The sequence below is a fragment of the Ruegeria sp. CI5 genome (assembly GCF_056536885.1).
The window spans coordinates 350,456-375,580 of the sequence record NZ_JBQFQN010000004.1; the positions used below are offsets into that span (position 1 = coordinate 350,456).

23 protein-coding genes are annotated in these 25,125 nt (G+C 63.5%); 6 read left to right on the plus strand and 17 right to left on the minus strand.

The window, feature by feature from the left end:
* Nucleotides 1-8: 8 nt before the first annotated feature.
* Together ACR0BA_RS14530 and ACR0BA_RS14535 are read right to left on the minus strand one after the other, a co-directional pair.
* Nucleotides 9-278 carry a CBU_0592 family membrane protein gene (locus ACR0BA_RS14530; RefSeq protein WP_170342531.1) on the minus strand — a complete coding sequence of 90 codons (270 nt, stop codon included), beginning with the start codon at nucleotides 276-278 and terminating at the stop codon, nucleotides 9-11.
* A gap of 22 nt (nucleotides 279-300) precedes the next feature.
* A complete protein-coding gene (locus ACR0BA_RS14535) occupies nucleotides 301-864 on the minus strand; it encodes a helix-turn-helix domain-containing protein (RefSeq protein WP_480728590.1) in 564 nt (187 codons plus the stop codon).
* 105 nt (nucleotides 865-969) lie between these two features.
* On the opposite strand from ACR0BA_RS14535, the gene ilvD reads away from it, so the two are divergent.
* The gene (gene ilvD, locus ACR0BA_RS14540; protein WP_480728592.1) at nucleotides 970-2,802 is read left to right on the plus strand and encodes a dihydroxy-acid dehydratase; all 1,833 of its coding nucleotides are present in this window, start codon (nucleotides 970-972) and stop codon (nucleotides 2,800-2,802) included.
* A gap of 199 nt (nucleotides 2,803-3,001) precedes the next feature.
* Here the strand turns inward: ilvD and ACR0BA_RS14545 are convergent, their stop codons facing one another.
* Nucleotides 3,002-3,820, minus strand: a complete 819-nt coding sequence (locus tag ACR0BA_RS14545) for a sulfotransferase family protein (RefSeq protein ID WP_170342537.1) — start codon at nucleotides 3,818-3,820, stop codon at nucleotides 3,002-3,004.
* A gap of 143 nt (nucleotides 3,821-3,963) precedes the next feature.
* Between ACR0BA_RS14545 and ACR0BA_RS14550 the strand changes: the two genes are divergently transcribed.
* Nucleotides 3,964-5,541, plus strand: a complete 1,578-nt coding sequence (locus tag ACR0BA_RS14550) for a DUF5928 domain-containing protein (protein WP_480728594.1) — start codon at nucleotides 3,964-3,966, stop codon at nucleotides 5,539-5,541.
* 44 nt (nucleotides 5,542-5,585) lie between these two features.
* On the opposite strand, the gene amaB is transcribed toward ACR0BA_RS14550, so the two are convergent.
* The gene (amaB, locus tag ACR0BA_RS14555; protein WP_480728646.1) at nucleotides 5,586-7,085 is read right to left on the minus strand and encodes an L-piperidine-6-carboxylate dehydrogenase; all 1,500 of its coding nucleotides are present in this window, start codon (nucleotides 7,083-7,085) and stop codon (nucleotides 5,586-5,588) included.
* Between the two features lie 17 nt (nucleotides 7,086-7,102).
* Complete coding sequence (locus tag ACR0BA_RS14560) at nucleotides 7,103-8,209, minus strand: saccharopine dehydrogenase family protein (RefSeq protein WP_480728596.1); 1,107 nt, start codon at nucleotides 8,207-8,209, stop codon at nucleotides 7,103-7,105.
* 245 nt (nucleotides 8,210-8,454) lie between these two features.
* Here ACR0BA_RS14560 and ACR0BA_RS14565 point away from each other — a divergent pair, with 245 nt between their 5' ends.
* Nucleotides 8,455-9,453: a LacI family DNA-binding transcriptional regulator gene (locus ACR0BA_RS14565; RefSeq protein ID WP_170343223.1), complete on the plus strand. Its 999-nt coding sequence runs from the start codon at nucleotides 8,455-8,457 to the stop codon at nucleotides 9,451-9,453.
* Here ACR0BA_RS14565 and ACR0BA_RS14570 read toward each other — a convergent pair whose 3' ends face one another.
* On the minus strand, nucleotides 9,454-10,587 hold the full coding sequence (locus tag ACR0BA_RS14570) for a Gfo/Idh/MocA family protein (protein ID WP_480728598.1): 1,134 nt from the start codon (nucleotides 10,585-10,587) through the stop codon (nucleotides 9,454-9,456).
* A 43-nt stretch (nucleotides 10,588-10,630) separates the two neighbouring features.
* Nucleotides 10,631-11,734 (minus strand): Gfo/Idh/MocA family protein, encoded by a 1,104-nt coding sequence (locus ACR0BA_RS14575; protein WP_170600970.1) that lies wholly within the window; start codon nucleotides 11,732-11,734, stop codon nucleotides 10,631-10,633.
* Between the two features lie 96 nt (nucleotides 11,735-11,830).
* Here ACR0BA_RS14575 and ACR0BA_RS14580 point away from each other — a divergent pair, with 96 nt between their 5' ends.
* The 3 genes from ACR0BA_RS14580 to ACR0BA_RS14590 are packed head-to-tail and all read left to right on the plus strand — an operon-like array spanning nucleotide 11,831 to nucleotide 14,517.
* On the plus strand, nucleotides 11,831-12,835 hold the full coding sequence (locus ACR0BA_RS14580) for a PfkB family carbohydrate kinase (protein ID WP_480728600.1): 1,005 nt from the start codon (nucleotides 11,831-11,833) through the stop codon (nucleotides 12,833-12,835).
* Nucleotides 12,836-12,844: 9 nt separating this feature from the next.
* Nucleotides 12,845-13,681 (plus strand): 5-deoxy-glucuronate isomerase, encoded by an 837-nt coding sequence (locus ACR0BA_RS14585; RefSeq protein WP_170359807.1) that lies wholly within the window; start codon nucleotides 12,845-12,847, stop codon nucleotides 13,679-13,681.
* A complete protein-coding gene (locus tag ACR0BA_RS14590; protein WP_480728602.1) occupies nucleotides 13,678-14,517 on the plus strand; it encodes a class II fructose-bisphosphate aldolase in 840 nt (279 codons plus the stop codon). Before ACR0BA_RS14585 ends, ACR0BA_RS14590 begins: the two co-directional genes overlap by 4 nt.
* Nucleotides 14,518-14,559: 42 nt before the next feature.
* Here ACR0BA_RS14590 and ACR0BA_RS14595 read toward each other — a convergent pair whose 3' ends face one another.
* The 10 genes from ACR0BA_RS14595 to iolG form a co-directional block, all read right to left on the minus strand.
* Entirely contained in the window at nucleotides 14,560-14,976 is a 417-nt protein-coding gene (locus ACR0BA_RS14595; protein WP_480728604.1) for a VOC family protein, read from the minus strand.
* A gap of 90 nt (nucleotides 14,977-15,066) precedes the next feature.
* Nucleotides 15,067-15,825 carry an SDR family NAD(P)-dependent oxidoreductase gene (locus ACR0BA_RS14600; protein ID WP_480728606.1) on the minus strand — a complete coding sequence of 253 codons (759 nt, stop codon included), beginning with the start codon at nucleotides 15,823-15,825 and terminating at the stop codon, nucleotides 15,067-15,069.
* Nucleotides 15,822-16,628, minus strand: a complete 807-nt coding sequence (gene iolB / locus ACR0BA_RS14605; protein ID WP_480728608.1) for a 5-deoxy-glucuronate isomerase — start codon at nucleotides 16,626-16,628, stop codon at nucleotides 15,822-15,824. The genes ACR0BA_RS14600 and iolB overlap by 4 nt, the downstream gene beginning before the upstream one ends.
* A 43-nt stretch (nucleotides 16,629-16,671) precedes the next feature.
* Nucleotides 16,672-17,853 (minus strand): phytanoyl-CoA dioxygenase family protein, encoded by a 1,182-nt coding sequence (locus tag ACR0BA_RS14610; protein WP_480728610.1) that lies wholly within the window; start codon nucleotides 17,851-17,853, stop codon nucleotides 16,672-16,674.
* 42 nt (nucleotides 17,854-17,895) lie between these two features.
* Nucleotides 17,896-18,795, minus strand: a complete 900-nt coding sequence (iolE, locus tag ACR0BA_RS14615; RefSeq protein WP_480728612.1) for a myo-inosose-2 dehydratase — start codon at nucleotides 18,793-18,795, stop codon at nucleotides 17,896-17,898.
* Nucleotides 18,792-20,624, minus strand: coding sequence for a 3D-(3,5/4)-trihydroxycyclohexane-1,2-dione acylhydrolase (decyclizing) (iolD, locus tag ACR0BA_RS14620; RefSeq protein WP_480728614.1), 1,833 nt, complete (start codon nucleotides 20,622-20,624; stop codon nucleotides 18,792-18,794). The genes iolE and iolD overlap by 4 nt, the downstream gene beginning before the upstream one ends.
* Nucleotides 20,625-20,782: 158 nt before the next feature.
* Nucleotides 20,783-21,604, minus strand: coding sequence for an ATP-binding cassette domain-containing protein (locus ACR0BA_RS14625; RefSeq protein WP_093963708.1), 822 nt, complete (start codon nucleotides 21,602-21,604; stop codon nucleotides 20,783-20,785).
* Nucleotide 21,605: 1 nt separating this feature from the next.
* A complete protein-coding gene (locus ACR0BA_RS14630; protein WP_170343202.1) occupies nucleotides 21,606-22,712 on the minus strand; it encodes an ABC transporter permease in 1,107 nt (368 codons plus the stop codon).
* Nucleotides 22,713-22,774: 62 nt separating this feature from the next.
* Entirely contained in the window at nucleotides 22,775-23,695 is a 921-nt protein-coding gene (locus ACR0BA_RS14635) for a sugar ABC transporter substrate-binding protein (protein ID WP_480728617.1), read from the minus strand.
* Nucleotides 23,696-23,817: 122 nt separating this feature from the next.
* Nucleotides 23,818-24,831, minus strand: coding sequence for an inositol 2-dehydrogenase (gene iolG / locus ACR0BA_RS14640; RefSeq protein WP_480728619.1), 1,014 nt, complete (start codon nucleotides 24,829-24,831; stop codon nucleotides 23,818-23,820).
* Between the last annotated feature and the right edge of the window lie 294 nt (nucleotides 24,832-25,125).

A 25,125-nucleotide genomic window follows, 5' to 3' on the forward strand; every position in this document is an offset into this window, starting at 1 on the left:
CTGCGGCCCTATCGCGCCCGTCGCAGGCGGAAATGCTGGATGATGCCGATCAAGCTGATGGCGATCCAGAAACTTTCGATCAGCATCGAGGCCAGGTTGAAGTTCTGCAGCAGCGAATAGACGATCAGAACCGACCCCACCAGGTTGACGACCGGAAAGGCCAGATCGTCGGAATTCATCATCCGCATCTGGGTGGCGAAATAGGCCGCGACCACGATCAGCGCCCCGAAGGACCCGATGCCATCGGCCAGCGTCAGGCCGTTCAGGAATTCCGTCATCGGGTCATCTCCTTCTGCCGTATCAACCGGCCGTGGCGGTCGCGGACCGGTGTCCGTAGTGATGCATGTTCAGAAACGCCGCGCCCTCGGGCCCGGCGCGATAGCCATGCGGCAGATCGGCCGAAAAGCGCAACCCCTGGCCCGCGCTCAACGGCACCCATTCGCCGTTCCGCAGCACCTCGAGCGCGCCGCTCAGCACAAAGACTTCCTCGGTCACGCCGGCGGCATGGGCGGGGGATTCGTGGCATTGGTTGCGGTCCAGTTCGACGTGAAAGGTCTCGGCCCCCAGAACCGGGTCGAAGGGAAAGACGATCTTGACCTTCAGACTGCCCGGAAAGGTCACGGTGCGGAACCGGGCCGCATCCGCCGGATCGCGCAGGGCGCTGGTTCCGATCAGCGCGCTCAGCGGCATCTGGAACCCCTTGGCGATCTTCCACAGCGTCGCGATGGTGGGGCTTGATTCGCCGCGTTCGATCTGACCCAACATGGCTTTGCTGACTCCGGTCAACTCGGCCGCTTTGGCCAGGCTCAGCCCCGATGCTGCCCGGACGTCTCTGAGTTTCAGGGTGATGTCGTCCGATTCCATGGCCACGTCCCGCGATTTACCTTGTGCGTTATAACGCACATGTGCTACGTGCGCTATAACGCACGCACCCCCGGTTTTGCAACCGGGCAAAAGGGAAACAGCATCATGCCAATGTACCGATCCAGAACTTCGACCCATGGCCGCAACATGGCCGGTGCCCGCGGCCTGTGGCGCGCCACCGGGATGGGCGACGACGATTTCGGCAAGCCGATCATCGCCATCGTCAACTCGTTCACGCAATTCGTGCCGGGCCATGTCCACCTCAAGGATCTGGGTCAGATGGTCGCCCGCGAGGTTGAGGCCGCCGGCGGTGTAGCCAAAGAGTTCAACACCATCGCCGTCGATGACGGAATCGCCATGGGCCATGACGGGATGCTGTATTCGCTGCCCTCGCGCGAGATCATCGCCGACAGCGTCGAATACATGGTCAACGCACACTGCGCCGATGCGATGGTCTGCATCTCGAACTGCGACAAGATCACCCCGGGCATGCTGATGGCAGCGATGCGCCTGAACATCCCGGCCATCTTCGTCTCGGGCGGGCCGATGGAGGCCGGCAAGATCGACATCGCCGATCTGGATGTGAAGAAGATCGACCTGGTCGATGCCATGGTCGCCGCCGCCGATGACAAATACACCGACGAGCAGGTCAAACATATCGAAGAAAACGCCTGCCCCACCTGCGGATCGTGCTCGGGCATGTTCACCGCGAACTCGATGAACTGCCTGGCCGAGGCGCTGGGTCTGGCGCTGCCGGGCAATGGCTCGACGCTAGCCACCCATGCCGACCGCAAGGAGCTGTTCCTGGAGGCCGGCCGCCGCATCGTCGAAATCACCAAGCGCCACTATGAGCTGAACGAAAAAGGCTTCCTCCCGCGCGAGATCGCGACCTTCGAGGCCTTCGAAAACGCCATGAGCCTGGACATCGCCATGGGCGGCTCGACCAACACGGTGCTGCACCTGCTGGCCATCGCGCATGAGGGCGGGGTGGATTTCACCATGTCCGACATGGATCGGCTGAGCCGCAAGGTGCCCTGCCTGTGCAAGGTCGCGCCCAACACCGAAAACGTCCACATGGAGGACGTGCATCGCGCGGGTGGCATCTTCTCGATCCTGGGTGAGTTGAGCCGCGCCGGTCTGCTGCATGACGACTGCTGCACGGTGCATTCGGCCAGCATGGCCGAGGCCATCGCCAACTGGGACATCACGGTGACCAACAACCCCAAAGCGCAAGATCTGTTCAAGGCCGCCCCCGGTGGCGTGCGCACGACCCAGGCGTTCAGCCAGTCGAACCGCTACAAGGAACTGGACACCGACCGGGAAAACGGCGTGATCCGATCCAAGGACCATGCGTTCAGTCAGGATGGCGGTCTGGCCGTTCTGTTCGGCAACATCGCGCGCGACGGCTGCATCGTGAAGACCGCGGGTGTGGATGAGAACATCCTGAAATTCACCGGCACCGCCTATGTCTGCGAAAGTCAGGACCAGGCGGTGAACGACATCCTGACTGGCAAGGTCAAGGAAGGCGACGTGGTCGTGATCCGGTATGAAGGCCCACGCGGCGGGCCTGGTATGCAAGAGATGCTGTACCCGACCTCGTACCTGAAATCCAAAGGTCTGGGCAAAGCCTGCGCGCTGCTGACCGACGGTCGCTTCTCGGGCGGCACTTCGGGTCTGTCGATCGGGCACGTCTCGCCCGAGGCGGCCGAAGGCGGTGAGATCGGTCTGGTGCAGAACGGGGACACGATCGAAATCGACATCCCCAACCGCTCGATCCACCTCGCCGTGTCCGACGAAGAGCTGGCAGCCCGCAGGGAAGTCCAGGACGAAAAGGGCTGGGTTCCCGCTGCACCGCGCAAGCGCAAGGTGTCCACGGCACTGAAGGCCTATGCCAAGCTGGCGACCAGCGCTGCAAAAGGCGCGGTGCGTCAGGTTTGAACACTACCAGCCTGCTTCATGCGGGCCGGTTCGTTACCTGAAACCGAAGTGCTCCCGCGCCTGACAGGACCCATCGGCTGCGCCGCTGCCTCCGTCAGTCTTGGGCCGGGCGCCGCGCCGTGCGCGGCGCCCGGCCCAACCAGAGGAGATGTCTCGCCAGAGACATCGACGATGGGCGGGAGCGCCCCTGCCTGTGGGATCAATCACCCAGCTTGGCGTGAATCTCATCCAGGTCGATTTCACCTGTCGGCATCTTGTTGGCCGGGTTCTCGAAATCGTATTTGAACAATTCGAAATCCTGTTTGTAGATTTCGTAGACCAGATGCATCGACAGGTCGTCGAAATAGTCCTCGACCGGGTGCGCACGTTTGGGGCCGTGGCCCTCGGATTCGTTGAAGCGCGGGATCTCGGACAGGGTCACGGGATGCGGGGTTTCCAGCGCGTCCAGCACGCCTTGCATGCCCTCGTTGAACTTCTCGGTCCAGAATATCCGGTCATAGCGCCCGCCATTCACGATGAAGGTCGACACATGCCCCGACATGGCCGACCAGTGAATGTCCGGGTCCATTGGCCGCCGCCAACGGATCGTGTCGCGGGCAAACAGAAGAAACCGGCGGAAACTGGCGATCTGGTCGAATTCGCCCTTGCCGTCCTCGCCCCCGACCTCGATCCCGTAATTGTAGATCAGCGTCGGCACCAGATTGCCCCGGTACCGTTTCCCGTTGCGCTGAATCCCGCAGATCTTGTCGAAGAACGAACTGAGGATCCGCGTATAAGGGTTGCGCACGCAGGTGAAGGCGAACGACTTGTGTCCGCGCACATTGGCCGAGATCACATCCTGGCTGTGGTCAAACGCCCATTTGTGCATCCCGTCTTTGGCGTCGTGGATATCGCCGTCAAAGAACCGACCGTGATCGGAGTAATACATGATCTGCCCGATGGTCGAGCAGGCGCATTTGGGCACGACGCGATAGACCATGCTTTCGCTTTCGGTCATCCATGTACCGGGAAATCCCATCTGCCATGCCTCCTTAGCCGGCCGAGTCTCAAGGTGATGCGCCAGCTTTTGACGCCAGAGAAGCAAAAATATTCTGTTTATTCAATCGCTCATCCTCAGTATCACGGTTGGAACCGGGCAGTAACGGACTTCATGCAACGCCAATGGCCAAGATCGCCTACATTCTGCTGTGTCACAAAGACCCTGACGCGATTATCGCACAGGCCGAACGGCTGACGGCCGCCGGGGACTGCATGGCCATCCATTTCGATGCCAGCGCATCCGCACAGGACTTTGACCGGATCCAGACGGCCCTGAAAAGCAATCCCAATGTGACCTTCGCGGCCAGGCGGATCAAATGTGGCTGGGGGGAATGGTCGCTGGTGCAGGCAACACTGAACGCGGTGCAAGCTGCGGTCGAGGCCTTCCCGCGAGCGACCCATTTCTACATGCTGTCGGGCGACTGCATGGCGATAAAGACCGCAGAATATGCGCATCGGTTTCTGGATGAAACCGACAAGGATTTCATCGAAAGCCACGACTTTTTCGAAAGCGACTGGATCAAGACCGGCATGAAGGAAGACCGGCTGATCTATCGCCACTATTTCAACGAACGCACGCAGAGCAAACTGTTCTATGCCGCCTACGAGGCCCAGAAACGTCTCGGCCTGACCCGCGAGATCCCGGAGGATCTCCAGATCATGATCGGCAGCCAGTGGTGGTGCCTTCGCCGCCGGACAATCGAGATGATCCTGGATTTCCTGCGCCAGCGCCGGGACGTGGTCCGTTTTTTCTCGACCACCTGGATTCCGGACGAGACGTTCTTTCAGACCCTCGTGCGCCACCTGATCCCGAAAATCGAAATCGAAAACCGTACGCTGACTTTCCTGATGTTCTCGGACTACGGGATGCCGGTGACGTTTTACAACGATCACTACGACCTGCTGCTGACCCAAGATTACCTGTTCGCCCGCAAGATCAGCCCCGAGGCGCAGTTGCTGAAGCAGAAATTGGGTGCGCTCTATGCCAGCGAAGGGGTCGCGTTCCAGATCTCGAACGAGGGTCGGAATCTGCACGGATTTCTGACCGGCCGTGGCCGCGTGGGACGCCGGTATGCACCCCGCTTCTGGGAAACCGCCAACACGCTGGGCGCCGATCGCGATCTGTACATGGTCGTCTGCAAGAAGTGGCATGTGGCCAAGCGGCTGATCGACCAGATCGCCTCTGAGACCAACCTGCCCTGCATCGAGTACCTGTTCAACGAGGAAACCGCCCCGCTGCCCGATCTTGGGGGCTTGGAGACCACGCTGGTCAAACGATCCCGGCATCGCAGGGCGGTCACCCGGATGCTGTACGATCACTTCGGCGCCGACCGGCTGCTGATCTGCCTCGATCCCGCCAGTCTGGATATCGTACAGGATTTCTGCTCGGACAAGGCGCGCACCCATGTGCTTGAAATCGAGTGCACTTATTCAGACGCGTATCTTGTCGGCCACGCCCACAGGGTCGGGTTGGCCGGAGAAAACAGCCCAGCCGCAACCGTCGAACGCCTGTTACCGACGATCCGCAGCGATCTGGCCTATGAATCCGAACAGCTGCGCGGTGCCGGGATCGAGAGGTTCTTCCGATTGCGCGAAACCGCTGACCCGGCCGAGAACGTGGCCGCGATCGCGGGGTTCCTTGGGGTTTCGGAGGAAACCGCCCAGTCAATCATGCAGCTTGACTACCTGTTCACGGACTGAACGCAAGTGTTGGCCCGGCCGCACTATGCCGCCGGGCCGGGTTTTCAGATGTCGAACTTCACGCCCTGCGCCAATGGCAATTCGGCCGAGTAGTTCACGGTGTTCGTCTGGCGCCGCATATAGCCCTTCCAGGCGTCCGAACCGCTTTCGCGTCCGCCACCGGTTTCCTTCTCACCGCCGAACGCGCCACCGATCTCGGCGCCCGAGGGGCCGATATTCACGTTGGCGATGCCGCAATCGGACCCGGCGGGCGACAGGAACTGTTCCGCCTCGCGCATGTTCAGCGTGAACACGCAAGACGACAGGCCCTGCGGCACGTCGTTCTGCATCTCAAGCGCCTCGTCGAAACCGTCATAGCCCATGACATAGAGGATCGGCGCAAAGGTTTCGGTCTTTACGATCTCGGTCTGGCCCGGCATTTCGACGATCGCGGGCTGCATGTAGACACCGCCCTCGGGCACGCCGTCGGACACGCGCTTGCCGCCGAAGACGGTGCCGCCCTCGGCCTCGGCCGCCTTCAACGCGGCCTCCATCGCCTGCCCCGAGGCCTCGTCCACCAGCGGCCCGACCAGCGTGCCTTCGGCCAGCGGGTCACCGATGGGCAGACCGGCATAGGCCTTTTTCAGCCGTGCAACCAGATCGGCACGGATCGAGTTGTGCACGATCAGCCGCCGAAGCGAGGTGCAGCGCTGACCCGCGGTGCCCACGGCCGAGAACACGATGGCCCGCACCGCCATTTCCAGATCGGCCGAGGGGCCCACGATCATGGCGTTGTTGCCGCCCAGCTCCAGGATGCATTTGCCGAACCGCTGCGCCACGATCGGTGCGACCGCGCGGCCCATCCGGGTCGAGCCGGTGGCCGAAATGATCGGCACCGCCTCGCTGGCCACAAGCGCCTTGCCCAGATCGGCACCGCCGATCAGCAGTTGCAGCAGCCCCTCGGGCGCGTCGCCGAACCGGGCCACGGCCTTTTCAAAGATCTTCTGACAGGCCATCGCGGTCAGGGGCGTTTTCTCGGACGGTTTCCAGATCACCGGATCGCCGCAGACCAGCGCCAGCGCCGCGTTCCACGACCAGACTGCGACCGGGAAGTTGAAGGCCGAGATCACGCCGACCGGACCGGCCGGGTGCCAGGTCTCCATCATCCGGTGGCCGGGGCGTTCCGAGGCGATGGTCAGGCCATACAGCTGCCGCGACAGGCCCACGGCAAAATCGCAGATGTCGATCATCTCCTGCACTTCGCCCAGACCTTCCGAGGTGATCTTGCCGGCCTCCCAGCTGACCAGCGCGCCCAGGTCCTCCTTGGCCGCGCGCAGTTCCTCGCCCAGCAAGCGGATCAGCTCGCCCCGGCGCGGGGCGGGCACGGTGCGCCAGACCTTGAAGGCCGCCGTTGCGCGGGCAAAGACCGCATCCATGTCGGCAACGGGTGTTTCATGCACCCGCGCCAGGAAGCGGCCGTCGATGGGCGAGCGGACCTCCAGCGTCCCGCTGGTCAGCTCGGCCGCCGTCAGGCCCAGTTTTTCGAGTGTGTGTTCTGCAGTCATGACTACGTCTTTCATGTTCAGGCCGCCTTGTTCTGGGGGGTCACTTCGCCAGCGCGGTACAGCTGGCCGAATTCGGTGTTCAGGAAGTCATCCAGCCCGACCTGCTCTTGCCGGACAAAGCCTTGGGTGGGCAGCGCGCCGGTGCGCATCAGGTCGACCACGCCCAGAACGCCGGCGGCGGTGGTGATCTGGATCGCGCTCCAGACCTGGCCGTCGATGGTGCGGGCAAAGGATTTGTTGATCAGGGATTTCTCGCGCAGGGCCCCGTCGATCATGCCCTTGGCCGTGCAATAGACCAGAACCACATCCTGATCGGTGCGCGGCAGCGCGGTTTCAAAGATGTCCTTCAACAGGTCGCGGCGCTGGCCCAGGCCCAGATCGGTCAACAGCAGCCTCAGGATGTCGCGATGGCCGGGATAGCGGATCGAGCGATAGGACACCGCCCGCGCCTTGCCGGCCAGCGTCTCGGGCAAGGTGCCGAGGCCGCCCGAAGTGTTGAAGCATTCGTATTCCACACCGTCATGGCCGATGATCTCGTAATCCTCGAGCGGCGCGGTCTTGACCCGTTCGCCATTCACGATGGCATCGCAGGGGTTGCAGTATTCGTTGATCAGTCCGTCAGTGGACCAGGTCAGATTGTATTTCAGCGCATTGGTCGGATAGAGCGGCAGCGCGCCCACCCGCATGTGCAGGCTGTCCAGCGTGTCGAAGTCGGCCGCCAGTGCGGCTCCCGCTATGCCGACGAAACCCGGGGCCAATCCGCATTGCGGCATGAAGGCGGTGCCGCTGTCGCGGGCCAGTTCGCGCACGGCGTTGGTCGCGGCGACATCCTCGGTCAGGTCGAAATAATGCGCACCCGCGGCCTTGGCCGCCTTGGCGATGGCAGGCGTCAGGAAAAACGGTGCGGCCGAGATCACCGCATCGAACCCCGCAAGCCCCTGTGCCAGCCCGGCTTCGTCGCCCGCGTCGATCTGGCGGGTGGTGATGCCCTGCCTGTTCAACGCCGACAAGGCCGTCAGGTCATGGTCGGCCACGGTTACGGTATAATTGTGCGATTTCTTCAACAGGGCGGCGATCATCTGTCCGATCTTTCCGGCCCCGACGACGCAGACGTTCCAACTCATTGTGCGCCTCCTCCTCTGCTCTGGTTCCAGTATGACCGCGCCGCCGTCCTGGCACAGCAATCGAGTTGACGAAACGGGCAACTTTTCCGTCATATTGACGAAAATTGAATCACAATGTCGGATCACGGCCGCAGCGTTTTGGAACCTGACGTCAGGGGTGGAAATGTCTTGCAACCGATTGCACCATTTTTGCAATGATGCGACATTCAACAGACCCGATCGACCTCACGAAGGAGACCAGGCAAGTGGGCGTTACGCTGAAGGAAGTTGCGGCCTTGGCCGGGGTGTCGCGGTCAGCGGTGTCGCGCACCTTCACGCCGGGCGCCTCGGTCTCGGCCAAGACCCGCGCCAAGGTCGAAAAGGCCGCCAAGGAACTGGGCTACAGCCCCAACGCGCTGGCTTCGTCGCTGACGACGGGGCGGACCAAGCTGATCGGACTGATCTCGAACAACTTCCACAACCCCATTTTTCTTGAGGTTTTCGACCAGTTCACCCGCGCCTTGCAGGAACGCGGGCTGCGCCCCCTGATCGTGAACCTGACCGACGAGACCGAGCCCGCCAATTCCGTGCGCATGCTGCGGCAATATTCGGTGGATGCGGTGATCGTCGCCTCGTCGACCTTGCCGCCCAGCTTTGCCAAGGCGTTCCACGATGCCGGCGTGCCGGTGGTGCACACCTTCGGGCGCTCGGCGACCTCGCCCGAGGTGCATGTGGTGGGCATCGACAATGTGGAATGCGGACGCATGGCCGCGCGCGAGTTGGTCTCGCGAGGCTATGCCAGCGTGGGCTATCTGGGCGGGCCGATCGATGCGACCTCGGCACGGGACCGGCAACGGGGCTTTACCGAGGAAATGGCAAACCACCCACAGGTTCCCGTCAGCCACTCTTTCGCCGGGGCCTACTCCTTCGAGGCCGGCCGGGCCGAGATGCTGCGCCTGCTGGCGGGTGACCCGGCGCAGGCCTATTTCTGCGGCGACGACATCCTGTCGATCGGTGCGCTGTCGGCGCTGGCCGACCACGGGCTGAAACCGGGTTCCGACATCGGGATCATCGGCCTGAACGACATGGAGATGTCGCGCTGGGAATACATCAACCTGACGACCATCCATCAGCCGATCAAGCAGATCATCACCGCGTCGGTCGATCTGGTCGAAGAGATGCTGAAGACGCCCGATCGCTACCCCGAGGCGCGGATTTTCCCCTGCCGGGTGATCGAGCGGGGCACGTTGCGGCCCCGCCCCTGATCAGCGGAACATCGGCGGGCGCGCGTCCTGCCAGGCGCCCTCTGCCCGAGCCGAGGCCACGGCCGCGTGCACCGCGGCAATCGAGCGGACGCCATCGGCGGGGTTGGGCAGCCCATCGCGCGGTTCGCCCCGGATCGCGTCGGCCAGATCGCAATAGATATTGGCCACGGCCAGCGGAAAGCCTTCGGGATGGGCAATCGCCACGCGCGACAGACGCATCGCGTCTTCATGCAGGCCGCCCTCGCCCTTTTCGATGATCTGGGTGCGTCCACCGACCGGGGTGTAGATCAGCTGGTTGGGATGTTCGGACGCCCAGCGCAGCCCGCCGGTCTCGCCGAACACCTGGATATCGAACCCGTGCTGCCGCCCGATCGCCACGGACGAGGTCCACAACCGGCCCACGGTGCCGCCCTCCATGCGGAAATTGACCATGGCGTCGTCCTCCAGCTGGCGGCTGGGAATGGTCGAGGCCATGTCGGCCGACAGCGTCGCGACCTCGTCATCGCAAATGAAGCTGGCCATGTGCAGCGCGTGGATGCCGCAATCGGCGAATTGCCCCGACACGCCCGCCATGGCCGGATCATAGCGCCAGCGCACGCGCGGATTGTCCGCGTCAGTGGCATCCCCATGATGGCCGTGGCTGAAATTGGTGACGACCAGGCGCACCTTGCCGATCTCTCCGGCGCGGACCATGGCGCGGGCCTGCCGCACCATCGGATAGGCCGAATAGCAGTAGTTGACCGCGCAGATCCTGCCCGAGGCCCGGGCCACGCGCACGATCTCTTCGCCCTCTTCCACGGTCATGGTCATCGGCTTTTCGCACAGCACGTTGAACCCGGCCTCAAGATAGGCCTTGGCGATCTCGAAATGGGTCGCGTTCGGGGTGGCGATGGTCACAAGGTCGATCCGGTCGGGCCGGTCCTTTTCGCCGGCCAGCATTTCCTGCCAGTCGCCATAGGCGCGGTCGGCGGGCACACCCAGCCGCTGCGCATAGGCGCGCCCCGCATCGGGCCGGTGGTCCAGCGCGCCGGCGGCGAATTCGAACAGGCCGTCGGCCTGTGCGCCCAGACGGTGGGCGGGTCCGATCTGGCTGCCTTCTCCGCCCCCGATCATGCCCCATTTCAACTTTGCCATGGTCTTGGTCTCTCTGCGAACGATGTTGGAAAACGTGCCGGGCCTAGAACGCGCCAACGTCCTGCCAGCCGCGACTGTCGGCCGAGGCCAGCGCCGCCGCCAGCACCCGGTTGACCTCGTGCCCGTCCCGGAAGGTGGGCCAGTTGCTCCGGCCGGAATGAATGGCGGTCAGAAAATCCTTGGCTTCGATGATGATCTGATCCTGATATCCGGTGCCGTGGCCGGGACCCTGGCAAAAGGGCTCATAATCGGGATGCTCCGGACCGGTCAGGATCTTGGTGAAACCGCGCTGGGTCTCGGGGCCTTCGCGGCGATAGAGCCACAGGGCGTTCTGATCCTCCTGGTCAAACCGGATCGCGCCCTTGGTGCCCGAAATCTCGTAGGCATAACCCATCTTGCGGCCGGTCGCGATACGGCTGAAATATAGGTTCCCCATGACGCCGTTTTCAAACCGGCACATCATCTGGGCGTGGTCGTCATTGGTCACTGCACCGCCCGGGCGGGTGTGGTGAACGGTTTCCACATCGGCCATGACCTGCGCGATCGGCCCCACCAGAGCCAGCGCGCCATTGACCATGTGTGGCGCCAGATCGCCGATGGTGCCGTTGGCCATGCCGGTCGTGCGCCAGGTCGCCGGGGCCTCGGGGTCGGCATAGAAATCCTCGGTATGTTCACCGCGGAACCATGTGATGTCGCCAATCGCGCCGTCGGCGATCAGCTGGCGGGCAAACTGGCTGGCCGGGGTGCGGATATAGTTGAACCCAACCATGTTGACGGTGCCCGAGGCCTCGGCCGCCGCCACCATGGCACGGCTGTCCTCAAGCGACGCGCCCAGCGGTTTTTCGCACAGCACCGGCTTGCCCAGCGCCAGCGCCGCCTCGGCGATCTGCCGGTGGGTGGACTGGGGCGATGCAATCACGACGGCCTCGACCACCGGATCTTTGACCAAGGCCTGCCAGTCGGCGGTGGCACGGCGGAACCCGTAGGCGGCGCGGTAGCGTTCGGCACTGTCAAGGCTTGAGGCGCAAATCATCTCGAGCCGCGGTCTGAGCGCGGTGTCGAACACGGCGCCCACGGCGGACATGGCCACCGAATGGGCCTTGCCCATATAGCCGCCTCCGACGATTCCAATTCCGATTTCTGGCATTTTGGGCGGCTCCGAACATACTGATTGCAACCGGTTGCAAAATCAGTATCGTGAGAATCGATCCAATGCAAGGTCCATCGGATCGGCGGGATCAAAATGCCTGGGAGGTACAGTTTGAGTCACTTGATCGACGGCATCAAAGGAAACCGGTTTGCCGTTTTCGGGCGCGCTGGCATGGACATGTTCGCCGATCCGGTCGGTGTCAAAAGCGAACATGCCGACATGTTCCGCGCGGACTTGGGCGGTTCGTCCGCGAATATCTGCGCGGGTCTGGTCAAGCTGGGCAGCCAGGCGTCGCTGATCACCTCCGTCTCGGATGACGCGGTTGGGCGGTTCTGCCTCAACAAGTTGCATCACTATGGTGTCGACACCTCTTTCATCCGCGTCGTCGGCGGTGAATACCGCATGTCCTTGGCGGTCTATGAAAGCTGCATCGAGGACTTTCAGAACGTCATCTACCGAAACGGCGCCGTCGATTTTCAGGTCACTGAAGATGACATGGACCGGGTCGACTATGGTCGTTTTAGCGCGGCGATCTCGGCCGGAACCGTGTTTGCCGCCGAACCGTCGCGCAGCGCCACCTTCCGCGCCTTCGAAAACGCGCGCAAGGCCGGTCTGCCGGTGATCTTCGACATCGACTACCGGCCCTACAGCTGGCCCTCGGCGCAAGTCGCCGCCGACGTGCTGTCGCGCGCGGGCGAGGCCAGCGACATGATCGTCGGCAATGACGAAGAGTTCGGTTTCATGGCCGGTGGGATCGAGAAAGGCTTCCGGAAAGCCTGCGATCTGGCCGAGAAACCCGGCCGCATCGTCATCTACAAGATGGGCGAAAAGGGCGCCGTGACCCTGACCGACGGGCAAGAGATCCACACCGGCATCTACCCGGTCACCGCCGTCAAACCCAACGGCGCGGGCGACAGCTTCATGGCCGGGCTGCTGGCCTCGGTCGCGGCGGGCCATTCGCTGGAACAGGCGGTGTTGCGCGGCTCGGCCTGCGCCTCGATCGTCGTGTCCAAACCAGGCTGCGCGCCCGCCATGCCAACCACCGAAGACCTGGACGCTTTCCTTGCGTCCCACCCCGGCCCCACCCCGGCCGGATAGGAGAGCCCGATGCACATCCCCCCGTTCGACAACCAGAACAAACCCATCGTCGATGTCGATGATCCGACCGTGCCGCTGAACTATTTCAACATCGTCAAGTTGAAGCGCGGCGAAGCCTTCGAATACCAGGTCCCAGGGTACGAGACCTGCATCGTGCCCGCCACCGGCAGCGTCGATCTGGATGTCGAGGGCGTGCACTTTGCCCATCTGGGCAACCGGGGCGAGGATGTCTGGGATGGCGAGCCCGAGGGGGCTTATGTCCCGTCAGGGGCACGGGCGCAGATGGTCTGCGTCTCGGATACGGCCGAGGTGTTCGTGGCCGGCGCAAAGTATGACAAGGTGCTGGACCCGTTCGACGTGCGCGAGCATGACTTGGTGCAATATGGCAGCGACGACACCAAGACCCATCGCAAGATCAAGCATATCCTGGGCCAGAAACAGCATGACAAGGTCGGCCGCCTGCTGGTGAGCGAGCTGTTCACCGTGGGTCAGGGCGGCTGGTCGGGCTTTCCCAGCCACAAGCACGACACCAACCGCCTGCCGGACGAGACCCGGCATGACGAGACCTACAATTTCCGTTTCAAACCGAACTGGGGCTCGGGCCTGCAGATGCTGCAGCGCGAGGACAACGAACCGGGTGACGCCTATCACATCGTCGATGGCTCCACGATCTGTATCGACAAGGGCTATCACCCCTGCTGCGTTCTGCCGGGATACGAGATGTATTACTTCACCATCCTCGGCGGGCTGACCCAACGATCGCTGGTGCAGTATTTCCAGCCCACCCATGCCTATCAGATCGAGACGATCCCGGGCATCAAAGACATGATCGCCAAGTTCAAATGACCCTCGTTACGCTCAAAGACGTCCTGCAACCCGCCTATGAACAGGGCTATGCCGTCGGCGGCCTCGTGACGTTGGGCTGGGAGGACATGCGCGCCTATGTCGCCGCGGCCGAGGCCGAGAACGCCCCGGTGATCCTGCAGGCCGGCCCCAGCTGCCGCGAGCACACGCCGCTGCCGGTTCTGGGCAAGATGTTCCGGTATCTGGCCGAAAACGCCTCGGTGCCCGTCGTGGCGCATCTGGACCACGGCTATACGTTCGAGGAGTGCAAGATCGCGCTGGACAGCGGGTTCACCTCGCTGATGTTCGACGGATCGCGCAAGCCCCTGCAGCAGAATATCGACGAGACCGCCGGGATTGCCGAAATGGCCCATGCCGCCGGGATCTCGTGCGAGGGCGAGATCGGCTTCGTCGGCTATTCCGGGGGCGAAGGCTCGGCCGGGACCGACCCGGACGAGGCCGCCACCTTCGCCGCCCAGACCGGCGTGGATGCGATGGCGATCTCGGTCGGAAACGTCCACCTTCAGCAGAACAAGGAAGGCGGGCTGGACAAGGACCGCATCCGCCGAATTCAGGCCGTGACCAGCGTACCGTTGGTGATCCATGGCGGATCGGGCGTGCCCGTCGAACAGCGCGCGCGGCTGGCGCGTGAAACCGCGATCTGCAAGTTCAACATCGGGACCGAGTTGCGCATGGCCTTCGGCGCCGCCCTGCGCGAGGCCGTCAACCGTGACCCCGACCGGTTCGACCGGGTGACGATCCTGAAGGAAACCCATGATCCGGTCGAGGCTGCCGCCCGCGCCGTGATCCGCGCCTTTGGTGCGCCGCCGCAGCGCTAACCGTCCCGACCTGTGCCGTTCTTCAAAATGCGCTGGCGGGTCCTAATCGTCGCGCCCCGGTTCGTTTGGATTGCTGGAAAACAGGGCGATCTTGTTGCCCTGTGGGTCCCGCAGATAGCCGACATAAAAACGCGGCCCGTACATAGCGCGAAAGCCCGGCTGACCTTCGTCCGATCCGCCGGCCCGCAGCGCGGCGGCGTGCAGGTCTCGTACCTGCCGCTGACTGCGCGCCTCGAAGGCGACCATCGCACCATTCCCGGCCGAGGCCGCAGCCCCATCAAAAGGCGGTTTGACATAAAATTCCGGCAGAACCAGTTGCTGGCCCGGCGGCACCGGCAAGGCGAAACTCAGCCCCTCGGGACCCTCTTCCAGCGCATAGCCGAGATCCGGCAGAAAGGCGCAGTAAAACCGTTTTGCACGCGCGATGTCGTCCGCGCCAACCGTGACATAGGAAATCATCCCGCATCTTTCCTTGCCGGGTGTCGATCCGTCAACCGGCCCCAGTGTATCGACGCACGTCCATTCCGGACGGGAACGACCCCATGGGCGTCAGATAGAGCCGCCCTCGACCATGAAATTGGCCGCGCTGCACATGGCCGCGTCGTCCGAGGCCAGAAACAGCACCATCCGCGCCACATAGACCGGGTCGATCGGGTCGGGCAGGCATTGGCGGTCGATCTGCTTGGCCAGCGCCTCGGGCGTGACCCACAGGTCTTTCTGGCGCTGGGTCATGATCCAGCCGGGCACGACCGTGTTGACCCGGATCCGGTGATCGCCCAGTTCCCGCGCCATGGTGCGGGTCAGGCCGTGCACAGCGGATTTCGCGGTGGCATAGGCGGGAAAGCCCGCGCCGGCCTCCCACCAGGAATTCGAGCCGATATTGATGATCGACCCCGCGCCCTTGTCGATCATGCCGGGCGCCACGGACTGGATGGCGAAGAACATGTGGCGGAGGTTGGTCGCCATGCGCTCGTCCCAATAGTCCGGCGTCACCTCGCGCCAGTCGTGCCGGTCGTCATGTGCGGCGTTGTTGACCAGAACGTCCGCTGTGCCCAGCGCGCCCGCCAGCTCGTCAAAAGCGGACCGCAGCGCCGCGATGTCGCGCAGGTCGCAGGCGGCAAAGGCGTGGGTTCCGTCCAGTTCTTCCAGCAGCGCGTTTCCGCCCTCGGCGTTGATGTCGACAAAGCCGACCTTGGCCCCCTGCTCGGCAAAGCCGCGCACGATTTCGCGCCCGATGCCCGAGGCCCCGCCGGTCACGAACACCGTGCGCCCTTTCAGGCTGGGATGGATGGCAAAGGCCTTGGTCATTTGTCGCGCTCCATGATCCATTCGACTTCGGGCGCCGGAACGAAACGCCATTTGCGCAGCGGCCCGGCCATGACGTTGAGGTAATACATCTCGAACCCGTAGGGCGCCCCGCAAGGGTGGTGCCCGCGCGGCACCAGTACCACATCGCCATCGGACACGGCCATGGTTTCGTCCAACTGACCGTCATCGGTATAGACGCGCTGGATGCCGAACCCGCTGGCCGGGTTCAGGCGGTGGTAATAGGTCTCTTCCAGATAGGTGATGCGGGGATAGTCATCCTCGTCATGCCGGTGACTGGGGTAGGATGACCAATGGCCGTGGGGGGTGAAGACCTCGGTCACCAGCAGGCTGTCGGCGCAATCCTCGGCCTCCATCGCGATGTTGTTGATGTGGCGCGTGTTCGTTCCCTTGCCGCGCTCGGTCAGGGTGATGCCCTCGGGCCCGATCCGGCGCGGGGCATGGCCGCCCTTGCCCGGGGCCGAGCACACGGCGATCACGCAATCGGTTTCGGCTGCTGCCTCCCACTCGGTGCCGTTGGGCAGGTACAGGCAATGGGGCGGGGATTTTTCGAACACGTTCATCCGGTCGCCCAACACGCCCCAATCCTGCCCGGCGCCGGTAATCCGGGCCTTGCCCTCGACCATCACCAGAATGACCTCGCGGTCGCCGGTGACCTCGGCGGCGCGCTCGCCGGCCCGCAGGTGATAAAGGCCAAAGCCCACATAGCGCCAGCCAGCGTTGGCCGGCGTGATGTCATGCACCTTTCCATGGGTTCCGAACGGTTTTCTCAGCAGTTCTGCCATCGGTTTCACCTGTGTTGGGGCAGCACCGGCCGCCCGGGTTCCGTCATACCGCCTGCCGCGCCTGTCGCGCGTCCAGCGCCTGTTCCAACTGTGCCTGCGTCCAGCTTTCCGACACCGCCCGGCGCAGGATATCGGCCTGGCTGGGCGGAGCGTTTCCGCCCACCGGCGGATCGGTGTCCAAATTGGTCGGAAAGGGATAGCCTTCGGCCGTGGCCGCGATTGCGGCGCCGATGCGGGCATCATCCAGATCGCCGCGCTGTTTCAACGCCATCAGTGCCGGGAATACGGCCACACACATCGCCTTGCGGTCCATAGCTTCCATCGCGCGCCCGAAGGCCGACGAAACCTGCAGCAGGTTGGCCATCCGGTGGATGTCGGCGCTGCTGTTTTCGCCGGCTGCATGGAACAGCGCCGGGTTGAAGAACACCGCATCGCCCTTGGCCAGCGGCAGCTGGATGCAGGTCTGTTCGAAATGCGCCCGATGCGCGTCGTCGTGAAAGGCGACATAGCCGGGCCCATACAGCTGCGAGAACGGCAACAGCTTGGTCGGGCCGCTCTCGATGGGCATGTCGCAATGGGCAACCGCGCCCTGCAGGGTCAGCGCGGCGGTGACCATATGGGCATGCGCCGGGAACTGGGCCGCCTTGTCGGCGGTCTGGAACCCCAGGTGATAGTCTCGATGCGCCTGCTGCGCCTTGCCGCCCGGCCGCACCTGGTTGATCTGCGCGGTCATCTGGTAATCGGGGCCCAGCCAGGCCTCGCTGGCGGCGGCAATCGCCGTGTTGCCGAAATAGAGCGCAAAACCCTCGGGGTCGCGCAGGCATTGCTTTTGCAGCGCGTTCCACACCCGATCATTCGCGCCCGAAGCCGCAAAGTGATCACCTTCGCCGCCCCCGGCCTGACGCTCATCTTCGATGATCCGGCGAAACACCTCGGTCGCCCGGTCGATGACCGAGGTCTCGGCATAGGCCCCTTTCAGCGCGATCACCCCGGCAGATCGGCCCAGAATCCAGCCCCATTCGGCCAGCAGGGCACGCCGGGCGTCCGGCGTTTCCAGGGCGGGCCGCAGCGCGTGCATGTCATAGATGGGCACGTTCTTCTCCACCGCGGCCGCGTGAGGCACCTGCTCGGGCCACAGGCTCTGCGAGGTCAGCACCTTGAATTCGTCCAGATCACAGGACTCGGGGCCGAAACAGCCGGCGAAACCAGGTTGCTGACGGACCATGAAACGCTCCTTTCCCATGGCTGCGCCCCGGGGGGCGAAAGATCAGGCCGTGATCGTCAATCCGGCCTGACCGCAGACCTCGACGATGTGGTCATAACCCATCTTCGAGTATTCATAGGGCGGGGCCTTGGCCGGGTCCTGCTCGGCCTCGACCACGATCCAGCCCTCGTAATCCAGGGCTTTCAACGCATGGGCGACCTCCTGAAAGTCGATGCAGCCATCGCCGGGCACCGTGAAGGCCCCTGCGATCACCGCATCCAGGAAACTGCGCCGGTTGCCGCGCGTGTCGCGCACGATGCCGGGGCGGATGTCCTTGAAATGCACGTGGTGAACCCGATCACCCCAACGGTTCAACGTGGCCAGCACATCACCGCCGCCGAACAGCAGATGCCCGGTGTCAAAGCACAGCCTCACCTCGGGGCCGGATCCGTCCATCAGCCAGTTCACGTCATCTTCGCTTTCGATGATCGTGCCCATGTGATGGTGATAGGCCATCGGCATGCCCTGATCGGCCATCCACTTGGCCAGTTCGGTGATCTTGGCACCATAGGCTTTGATCTCGTCTTTCGACAGTTGCGGGCGGTCATTGACCGGGGTGCCGATCTGTCCCTGAATCGTGTTCGAGCATTCGGCATAGACGATGCAGGGGCTGTTCAGCGCCACGAACTGCTCGACCCGCGCGCGCACCGCGTCGCGTTCGGCGGCGAAATCATTGACCAGCGAATTGCCCGAACACCAGCCGCCGCACAGGGCAATGTCGTTGCCTTCCAGATAGGCGCGCAGGCCTGCGGTATCGGCGGGCATGCGCTGCCCGCGCTCGACCCCGGTATAGCCGATCTGACGCGCCTCTTTCAGGGCCTGTTCCATCGTGAACGCCGCCGTCAGGTCGGGCAGGTCGTCATTTTGCCACGCAATCGGAGAGATGCCGATCTTCACGCTCATTTGGAGTTTCTTTCCTTGATGGCAGCCTCGTAGGCCGCACGTTTTTCATTCACTGCAGGGCGGGTGCTGACCTCGGGCACCGCCACCTCCCACCACGTGCCGCCATATTCGGTCGAGGGGTACGGGTCGGTGTCGATGACGATCACATAGGGGCCTTTGACTTCGCCACGTTTGGCCAGCGCCTCTTCCAGCTCGGCGATCGAGGCGACCTTGACCGAGGTCGCCCCCATCGCCGCCGCGTGGGCCGCAAAGTCGATGGCCGAGGGCGTCTCGTGCACCGCATGGTCCAGCAGGTTGTTGAACTCGGCCCCGCCGGTGCCCATCTGCAGCCGGTTGATGCAGCCAAAGCCCCGGTTGTCGGTGATTACCACGGTGAAGGGCACGCCCATCATCGCCGCCGTCGCCATTTCCGAGTTGGCCATCATGTAGGTGCCGTCCCCGGTGAAGCAGATCACGTCGCGGTCGGGCTGTGCCATCTTGATGCCCATGGCGCCGGCGATCTCGTAGCCCATGCAGCTGAAGCCGTATTCCATGTGATAGGCCCCCGGACGCGGCGCCTTCCACAGCTTGTGCAACTCGCCCGGCATGGTGCCGGCGGCGCACATCACCACCGTGTCGTCATGTGCCGCGCGCTGCACTGCGCCCACCACCTGCATGTCGGTGGGCAGCGCGTTGGAATCGCCCGGTGCGTCGGTCAGCGCATCGACCTTGGCAAACCACTCGGCCTTGAGCGTGTCGGGAACCGGGTCGGCGCGATAGCCCTGCAGGGCTGCGCCCAGTTCCTCGATCCCGACCCGCGCATCGGCCAGCAGCGGCATCGCGCCGTGTTTCGCGGCGTCATAGGCGGCGGTGTTCAGGCAGACCATCTTGCGCTCGGGGTTGGAAAACAGCCCCCAGGACCCGGTGGTGAAATCCTGAAACCGCGTGCCGATGCCCAGGATCAGATCCGCCTCGGCGCAGACGGTGTTGGCGGGCTCACCCCCGGTCACGCCGACCGGGCCCAGGTTCAGCGGGTGATCCCAGGCCAGGGCCGACTTGCCGGCCTGCGTCTCGGCCACGGGGATGTTGTGGGTCTCGGCAAAGGCCTGCAGCGCGTCGGTCGCGCCGGAATAATGGACACCACCGCCGGCCACGATGATCGGACGTTTGGCTGACAGGATGGCCTCGGCCGCGCGGGCCAGTTCGCCCTCGTCCGGGCGGATGCGGCGCTGGTGCCAGATGCGCGGCTCGAAGAAGCTGAGCGGATAGTCATAGGCCTCAGCCTGCACGTCTTGGCAAAAACCCAGGGTCACCGGCCCGCAATCGGCCGGGTCGGTCATGGTGCGGAAGGCGCGCGGCAGGGCAGTCAGCAGATGTTCGGGCCGGGTGATCCGGTCGAAATAGCGGCTGACCGGGCGGAAACAGTCATTGGCGCTAACGGTGCCGTCGGTGAAATCCTCGGTCTGTTGCAGCACCGGGTCGGGGCCGCGGGTGGCGAAAACGTCCCCCGGCAACAGCAGCACCGGCAGGCGGTTCACATGCGCCAGCGCGGCGGCGGTGACCATGTTGGTCGCCCCCGGCCCGATCGACGAGGTGACCGCCATGGCGCGGCTGCGCCGCATCTGCTTGGCATAGGCGATCGCGCAATGGGCCATGGTCTGTTCATTGTGACCGCGATAGGTGGGCAGGCTGTCGCGCACACCGTGCAGCGCCTCGCCCAGACCGGCCACGTTGCCATGGCCGAAAATCGCCCAGACACCGGCGATGAAGGGCTGGCCGTCTTCGTTCATCTGCGCGCCAAGGTAACGCACCAAGGCCTGCGCCGCGGTCAGTCGGATTGTCTTGCTCATCATGATCCCTTTCAGAACGAGGCCGCTATGGGCAATCCGTTGCAATCATTCTGTCGTGAAAGGATCCGACACGCCCACCACCCAGACCGGGTGGCCCGGCCTGCCGGACCCTGGTGATATTGGTGCCCCGCATGATGCGGGACACTGGGGAGAAACCTTCAGACGGTGCCGCCCAGCGACCCTTCCAGCTCGGCCATCTCCTGCCCGCCGGCCATCATGTCCTGCAGCTCTTCGGGCGAGATCTCACCGCGCCGGGCGGTGCCCAGCGTCTTGCCGCGGTTCAGAACCGTGAACCGGTCGCCCACGGCCAACGCGTGCCGGACATTGTGGCTGATGAAGACCACGCCGATGCCCTGGTGGCGCACCTTGTCGATGGTGGCCAGCACGTTCGATGTCTGCCGCACGCCCAACGCCGAGGTCGGTTCGTCCAGAATCAGGATCTTGGCGCCGAAATAGACCGCACGGGCAATCGCCACGGTCTGACGTTCGCCCCCCGACAGGGTGCCCACCGCCTGATCGGGGCCGCGCAGGTTGATGCCCATCTTGCGCATCTCTTCCATGCAGACCTCGTTGGCGTGCTCGATGTCGAACCGTTTCAACAGGCCTTTCCCCTTGGTCGGCTCGCGCCCCATAAAGAAATTGCGCGTGACGCTCATCAGCGGGATCATCGCCAGGTCCTGGAACACGGTGGCGATGCCCGCCTCCATCGCGTCGCGGGGCGTGTCGAAGGACATCGGCTGGCCTTCGAAATAAATCTCGCCCTTGGTGGGTTTGTGCACCCCGGACATCGTCTTGATGAAGGTCGATTTGCCCGCCCCGTTGTCACCCAGCAGGCAGTGGCATTCACCCGGCTTGACGTCGAAACTGACGCCCGCCAACGCGATGATGTTGCCGAAATGCTTCTCGATCTCTTTCATTTCGACGACCGGGGCCACGTCCTTGACCGCGTCGCCGTGGTGGAACTTGGTATCTTCGGTCATGTCAGCGCTCCCCGGTTACGCGTTTGCGGATCGCGTTGTTGAACAGAACGGCGATCAGCAGCATCGCCCCCAGGAACACCTGAAACCAGTCCTGATCGAAATCGGTATAGGTCAGGCCTATGACCACCATGCCGAAGATGATCGCCCCGAAGAACGCCCCGATGGCCGATCCATACCCTCCGGTCAGCAAACAGCCACCGATCACCGCGGCGATGATCGCCTCGAATTCCTTCTGGAAGCCTCGCCGCGCGTCGGTCGAGCCTGCGTCGATCACGGTGATGATCGCCACCAGCGCGGCACAACAGGCAGTCAGCATGAACAGTGAAATCTTGACCCGGTTCACCGGTACGCCCGAGTTCGACGCCGCAACCCGGTCGCCGCCCGAGGCGAAGATCCAGTTGCCGGCCGGGGTGCGCAGCAGAACATAGGTGGCGGCAATGGCGAAGGCCACGAACCACAGGATTTCAACCGGGACACCCGGCACTTTGGGCGCGCCGCTTTTGAACGTGTCGATCAAGCCCTTTTCGGCCAGCCAGGTGAACAGGCTGGCAAAGGCTTCTCCGGAAAAGAACGGCGCGAGCCAGTCATTTTCGACCTGATCGCGCACGCCGCGCAGCTGGGTCGACCCGCCGGTGGCCGCCTTCAGCCCCACCAGGGACAGGCCGCGCAGAATGAACAGAAAGGCCAGCGTCACGATGAAGGATGGCAGACCCGAGCGGATGACGATGGTGCCGTTGATTGCCCCGACAAAGGCGGCAAAAACAAAAGTCATCGGGATCGCGGCCACCAAGGGCAGCTGCCAGGTCACCACGCAGACCCCGAAGAACAGGCCGGCAAAGGCCACCATGGAGCCGATCGACAGGTCAAACTCGCCCCCGATCATCAGCAGCGCCGCGCCGATGGCCAGAATACCCAGTTGGGCGGCCGGGGTCATGAAGTTCATGATGCCGGCAAGCGTGAACATCGATTCATCGGCCGTGATGGCGAAGAAGATGAAGACAAGGATCGCCCCTGCGATGGCCCCCAGTTCGGGCCGCTTCATCAGCTTGGTCAGGAACGGTTCCTTCTTGATCCGTTCGTCCATCGCCGCTTGTGCAGACTCGGTCATGGTTTCCTCCCGTTTGGCAGGGGCGGCGCCCTGACGCCGCCCCGATTTTCAGCCCGCCGGTATCAGCGGATACCCTGAGCGGACAGCTCGACCACCTGACCGGCCTTGTCGGCGGTGATCAGGTTCGGACCCGAGGGCACGTTGCCGCCCGGCATCAGGCCGTACTTGGCGTTCAGCGCCATGAACACGACCGGCAGGTAACCCTGCAGATACTGCTGCTGGTCCACGGCAAAGGCCGCGTCACCATCGACGATCGACTGCAGGAAGTTGGCCGACAGGTCGAACGAGGCCACGTTCACGTCGCGCCCCGACCCTTTGACGGCGGCCACTGTGGGCTCACCGGCCGAGCTTGCGCCCAGCGCCATCACGGTATCGACGCTTTCATCTGAAGCCAGAGCCGCCGACACTTTCGACTCGATCTCGGACGGGTCGTTCGACGTGGGCAGAACAGTCACGTTGCCGCCAAAGCCTTCGGCAAAGCCCGCGCAGCGCAGGTCCAGCGCGACGTTGCCGACCTCGTGGTTCACACAGATCGCGTTCTTGCCGCCCATTTCGGCCAGCTTCTCACCGGCGGCCTTGCCGGCGTCGAACTCATCCTGACCGACATGCAGCGCCGCGCCCAGCTCCTTGGACACGTCCGAGCCCGAGTTCATCGAGATCACCGGGATACCCGCGGCAACCGCGCGTTCGATCGAGGGGCCAAGCGCGTCGGCGTCCGGGATCGAGACGATCAGCCCGTCGGGTTCCTGGTTCACGGCGGCATCGATCAGCTGCGACATGGCAACCATGTCGAAGGTTTCGGGCGCGCGGTATTCGACGTTCACGCCCATATCCGTGCCGGCCTGCTCGACCCCGTTCTTGACCACGTTCCAGAACGCGTCATTCGCCTGGCCGTGCGATACCACGACGATGTCCTGCGCAAAGGCCGGAGTGGCCAGCGCCAGCGCGCCGGCGGCCAAAGCACCTATGAAAAATTTGTTCATTACGTTTCCTCCCACTAGGACAGATTTTTGTCTTGTCCGGGTCCTGGACCCATTCATCCGGCAAGGCCGAATCTCTGTCGCACCGATACGCATCGGGGCCGTTTCAGTTTCAATACTTCACGTCATTTTGCAACCGGTTTCAAAATTTCCTCCAGCTTTACCGGAATACCCGTCCTGGCCGATCGGGTCGCAGCTTCGGCCAGGGCCAGCGCTGCGACGCCGTCTTCCAGCGTCACCGGCACGGCGGATCCGGTCTTGACCGCAGTCACGAACGCATCCCATTCCGCCCGATAGGCAGGCATGTAGCGTTCGAGGAAGAAGTAGGTCGGCTTGGCACTGATCACGCCGTCGGACGTGGATTTCACCAGGTTGTTCTCGAGCACGTTGCGCGCCTGCAGCAGCCCGCCGGACCCCAAGACCTCGACCCGTTGATCATAGCCGTATACGGCCCGGCGAGAATTCTTGATGACGGCGATCCGACCGTCTTTGTAGGTCATGGTGACGACGGCGGTGTCCACATCCCCCGCCTCGGCGATGGCCGGATCCACGGTTGATGTGCCAACGGCCGAAACAGTGACCGGTAAGTCACCCATGATGAAATTGGCGAGGTCGAAATCATGTATCGTCATGTCCCGAAATAATCCGCCCGATACTTTGACATAGGAAATCGGGGGCGGCGCCGGATCAAAAGAAGTGATCGACAGCAATTCGGGGCCTCCGATCTCGCCGGACTGAACGGCGGATTTCAATGCGCCAAAGCCCGGATCGAAACGCCGATTGAACCCGATCATGACCGGTTGACCGGTACCTGCCACGGCTTGCTGGCAGGCGAGGGCGCGGTTCAGGTCCAGATCGACCGGCTTTTCGCACAGAACGGCCTTTCCCGCGGCGGTCGCCGCCTCGATGAGGTCCGAATGCGTATCCGTCGGCGTGGCGATCAGTACCGCGTCGATATCCGGGTCGGCGATGATGTCTTCCGACGTGCGCGCTACAGCTCCATGCGCTTGCGCCAGACGTGCGGCGGCGTCTTCCATTGCGTCCGAAACCGCAACAAGCGTGCTGTCCGGGTGGTCCGAAATGGCTTGCGCGTGGACGGTTCCGATGCGCCCTGCTCCAAGCAATCCGATTCTGAGCATTGTGACCTCTGGGTATAATTCTGGCGGGAGCATGTTCTTTTTTGCAACCGGTTGCAAGGATTATTTGCGCCCTGTATGTGCCCGCGCTCTTGCCCGCCATTGCACCGCGGTCAGGACAGAACTCAGCCGGTCGTGGGCGGGGTCAATCTCTTGAATTTGCAGCCTGGGCATCCTTGGATGGCTTGGTATTGGCCCGTTTGGTTCTGCTTTTGTGATTTTTCAATCGTCTGTTAAACCTTTGAGTCGGGGCAGAAATTGACACCGATACCAAACCGCCCCGACCAAGGAGACGAT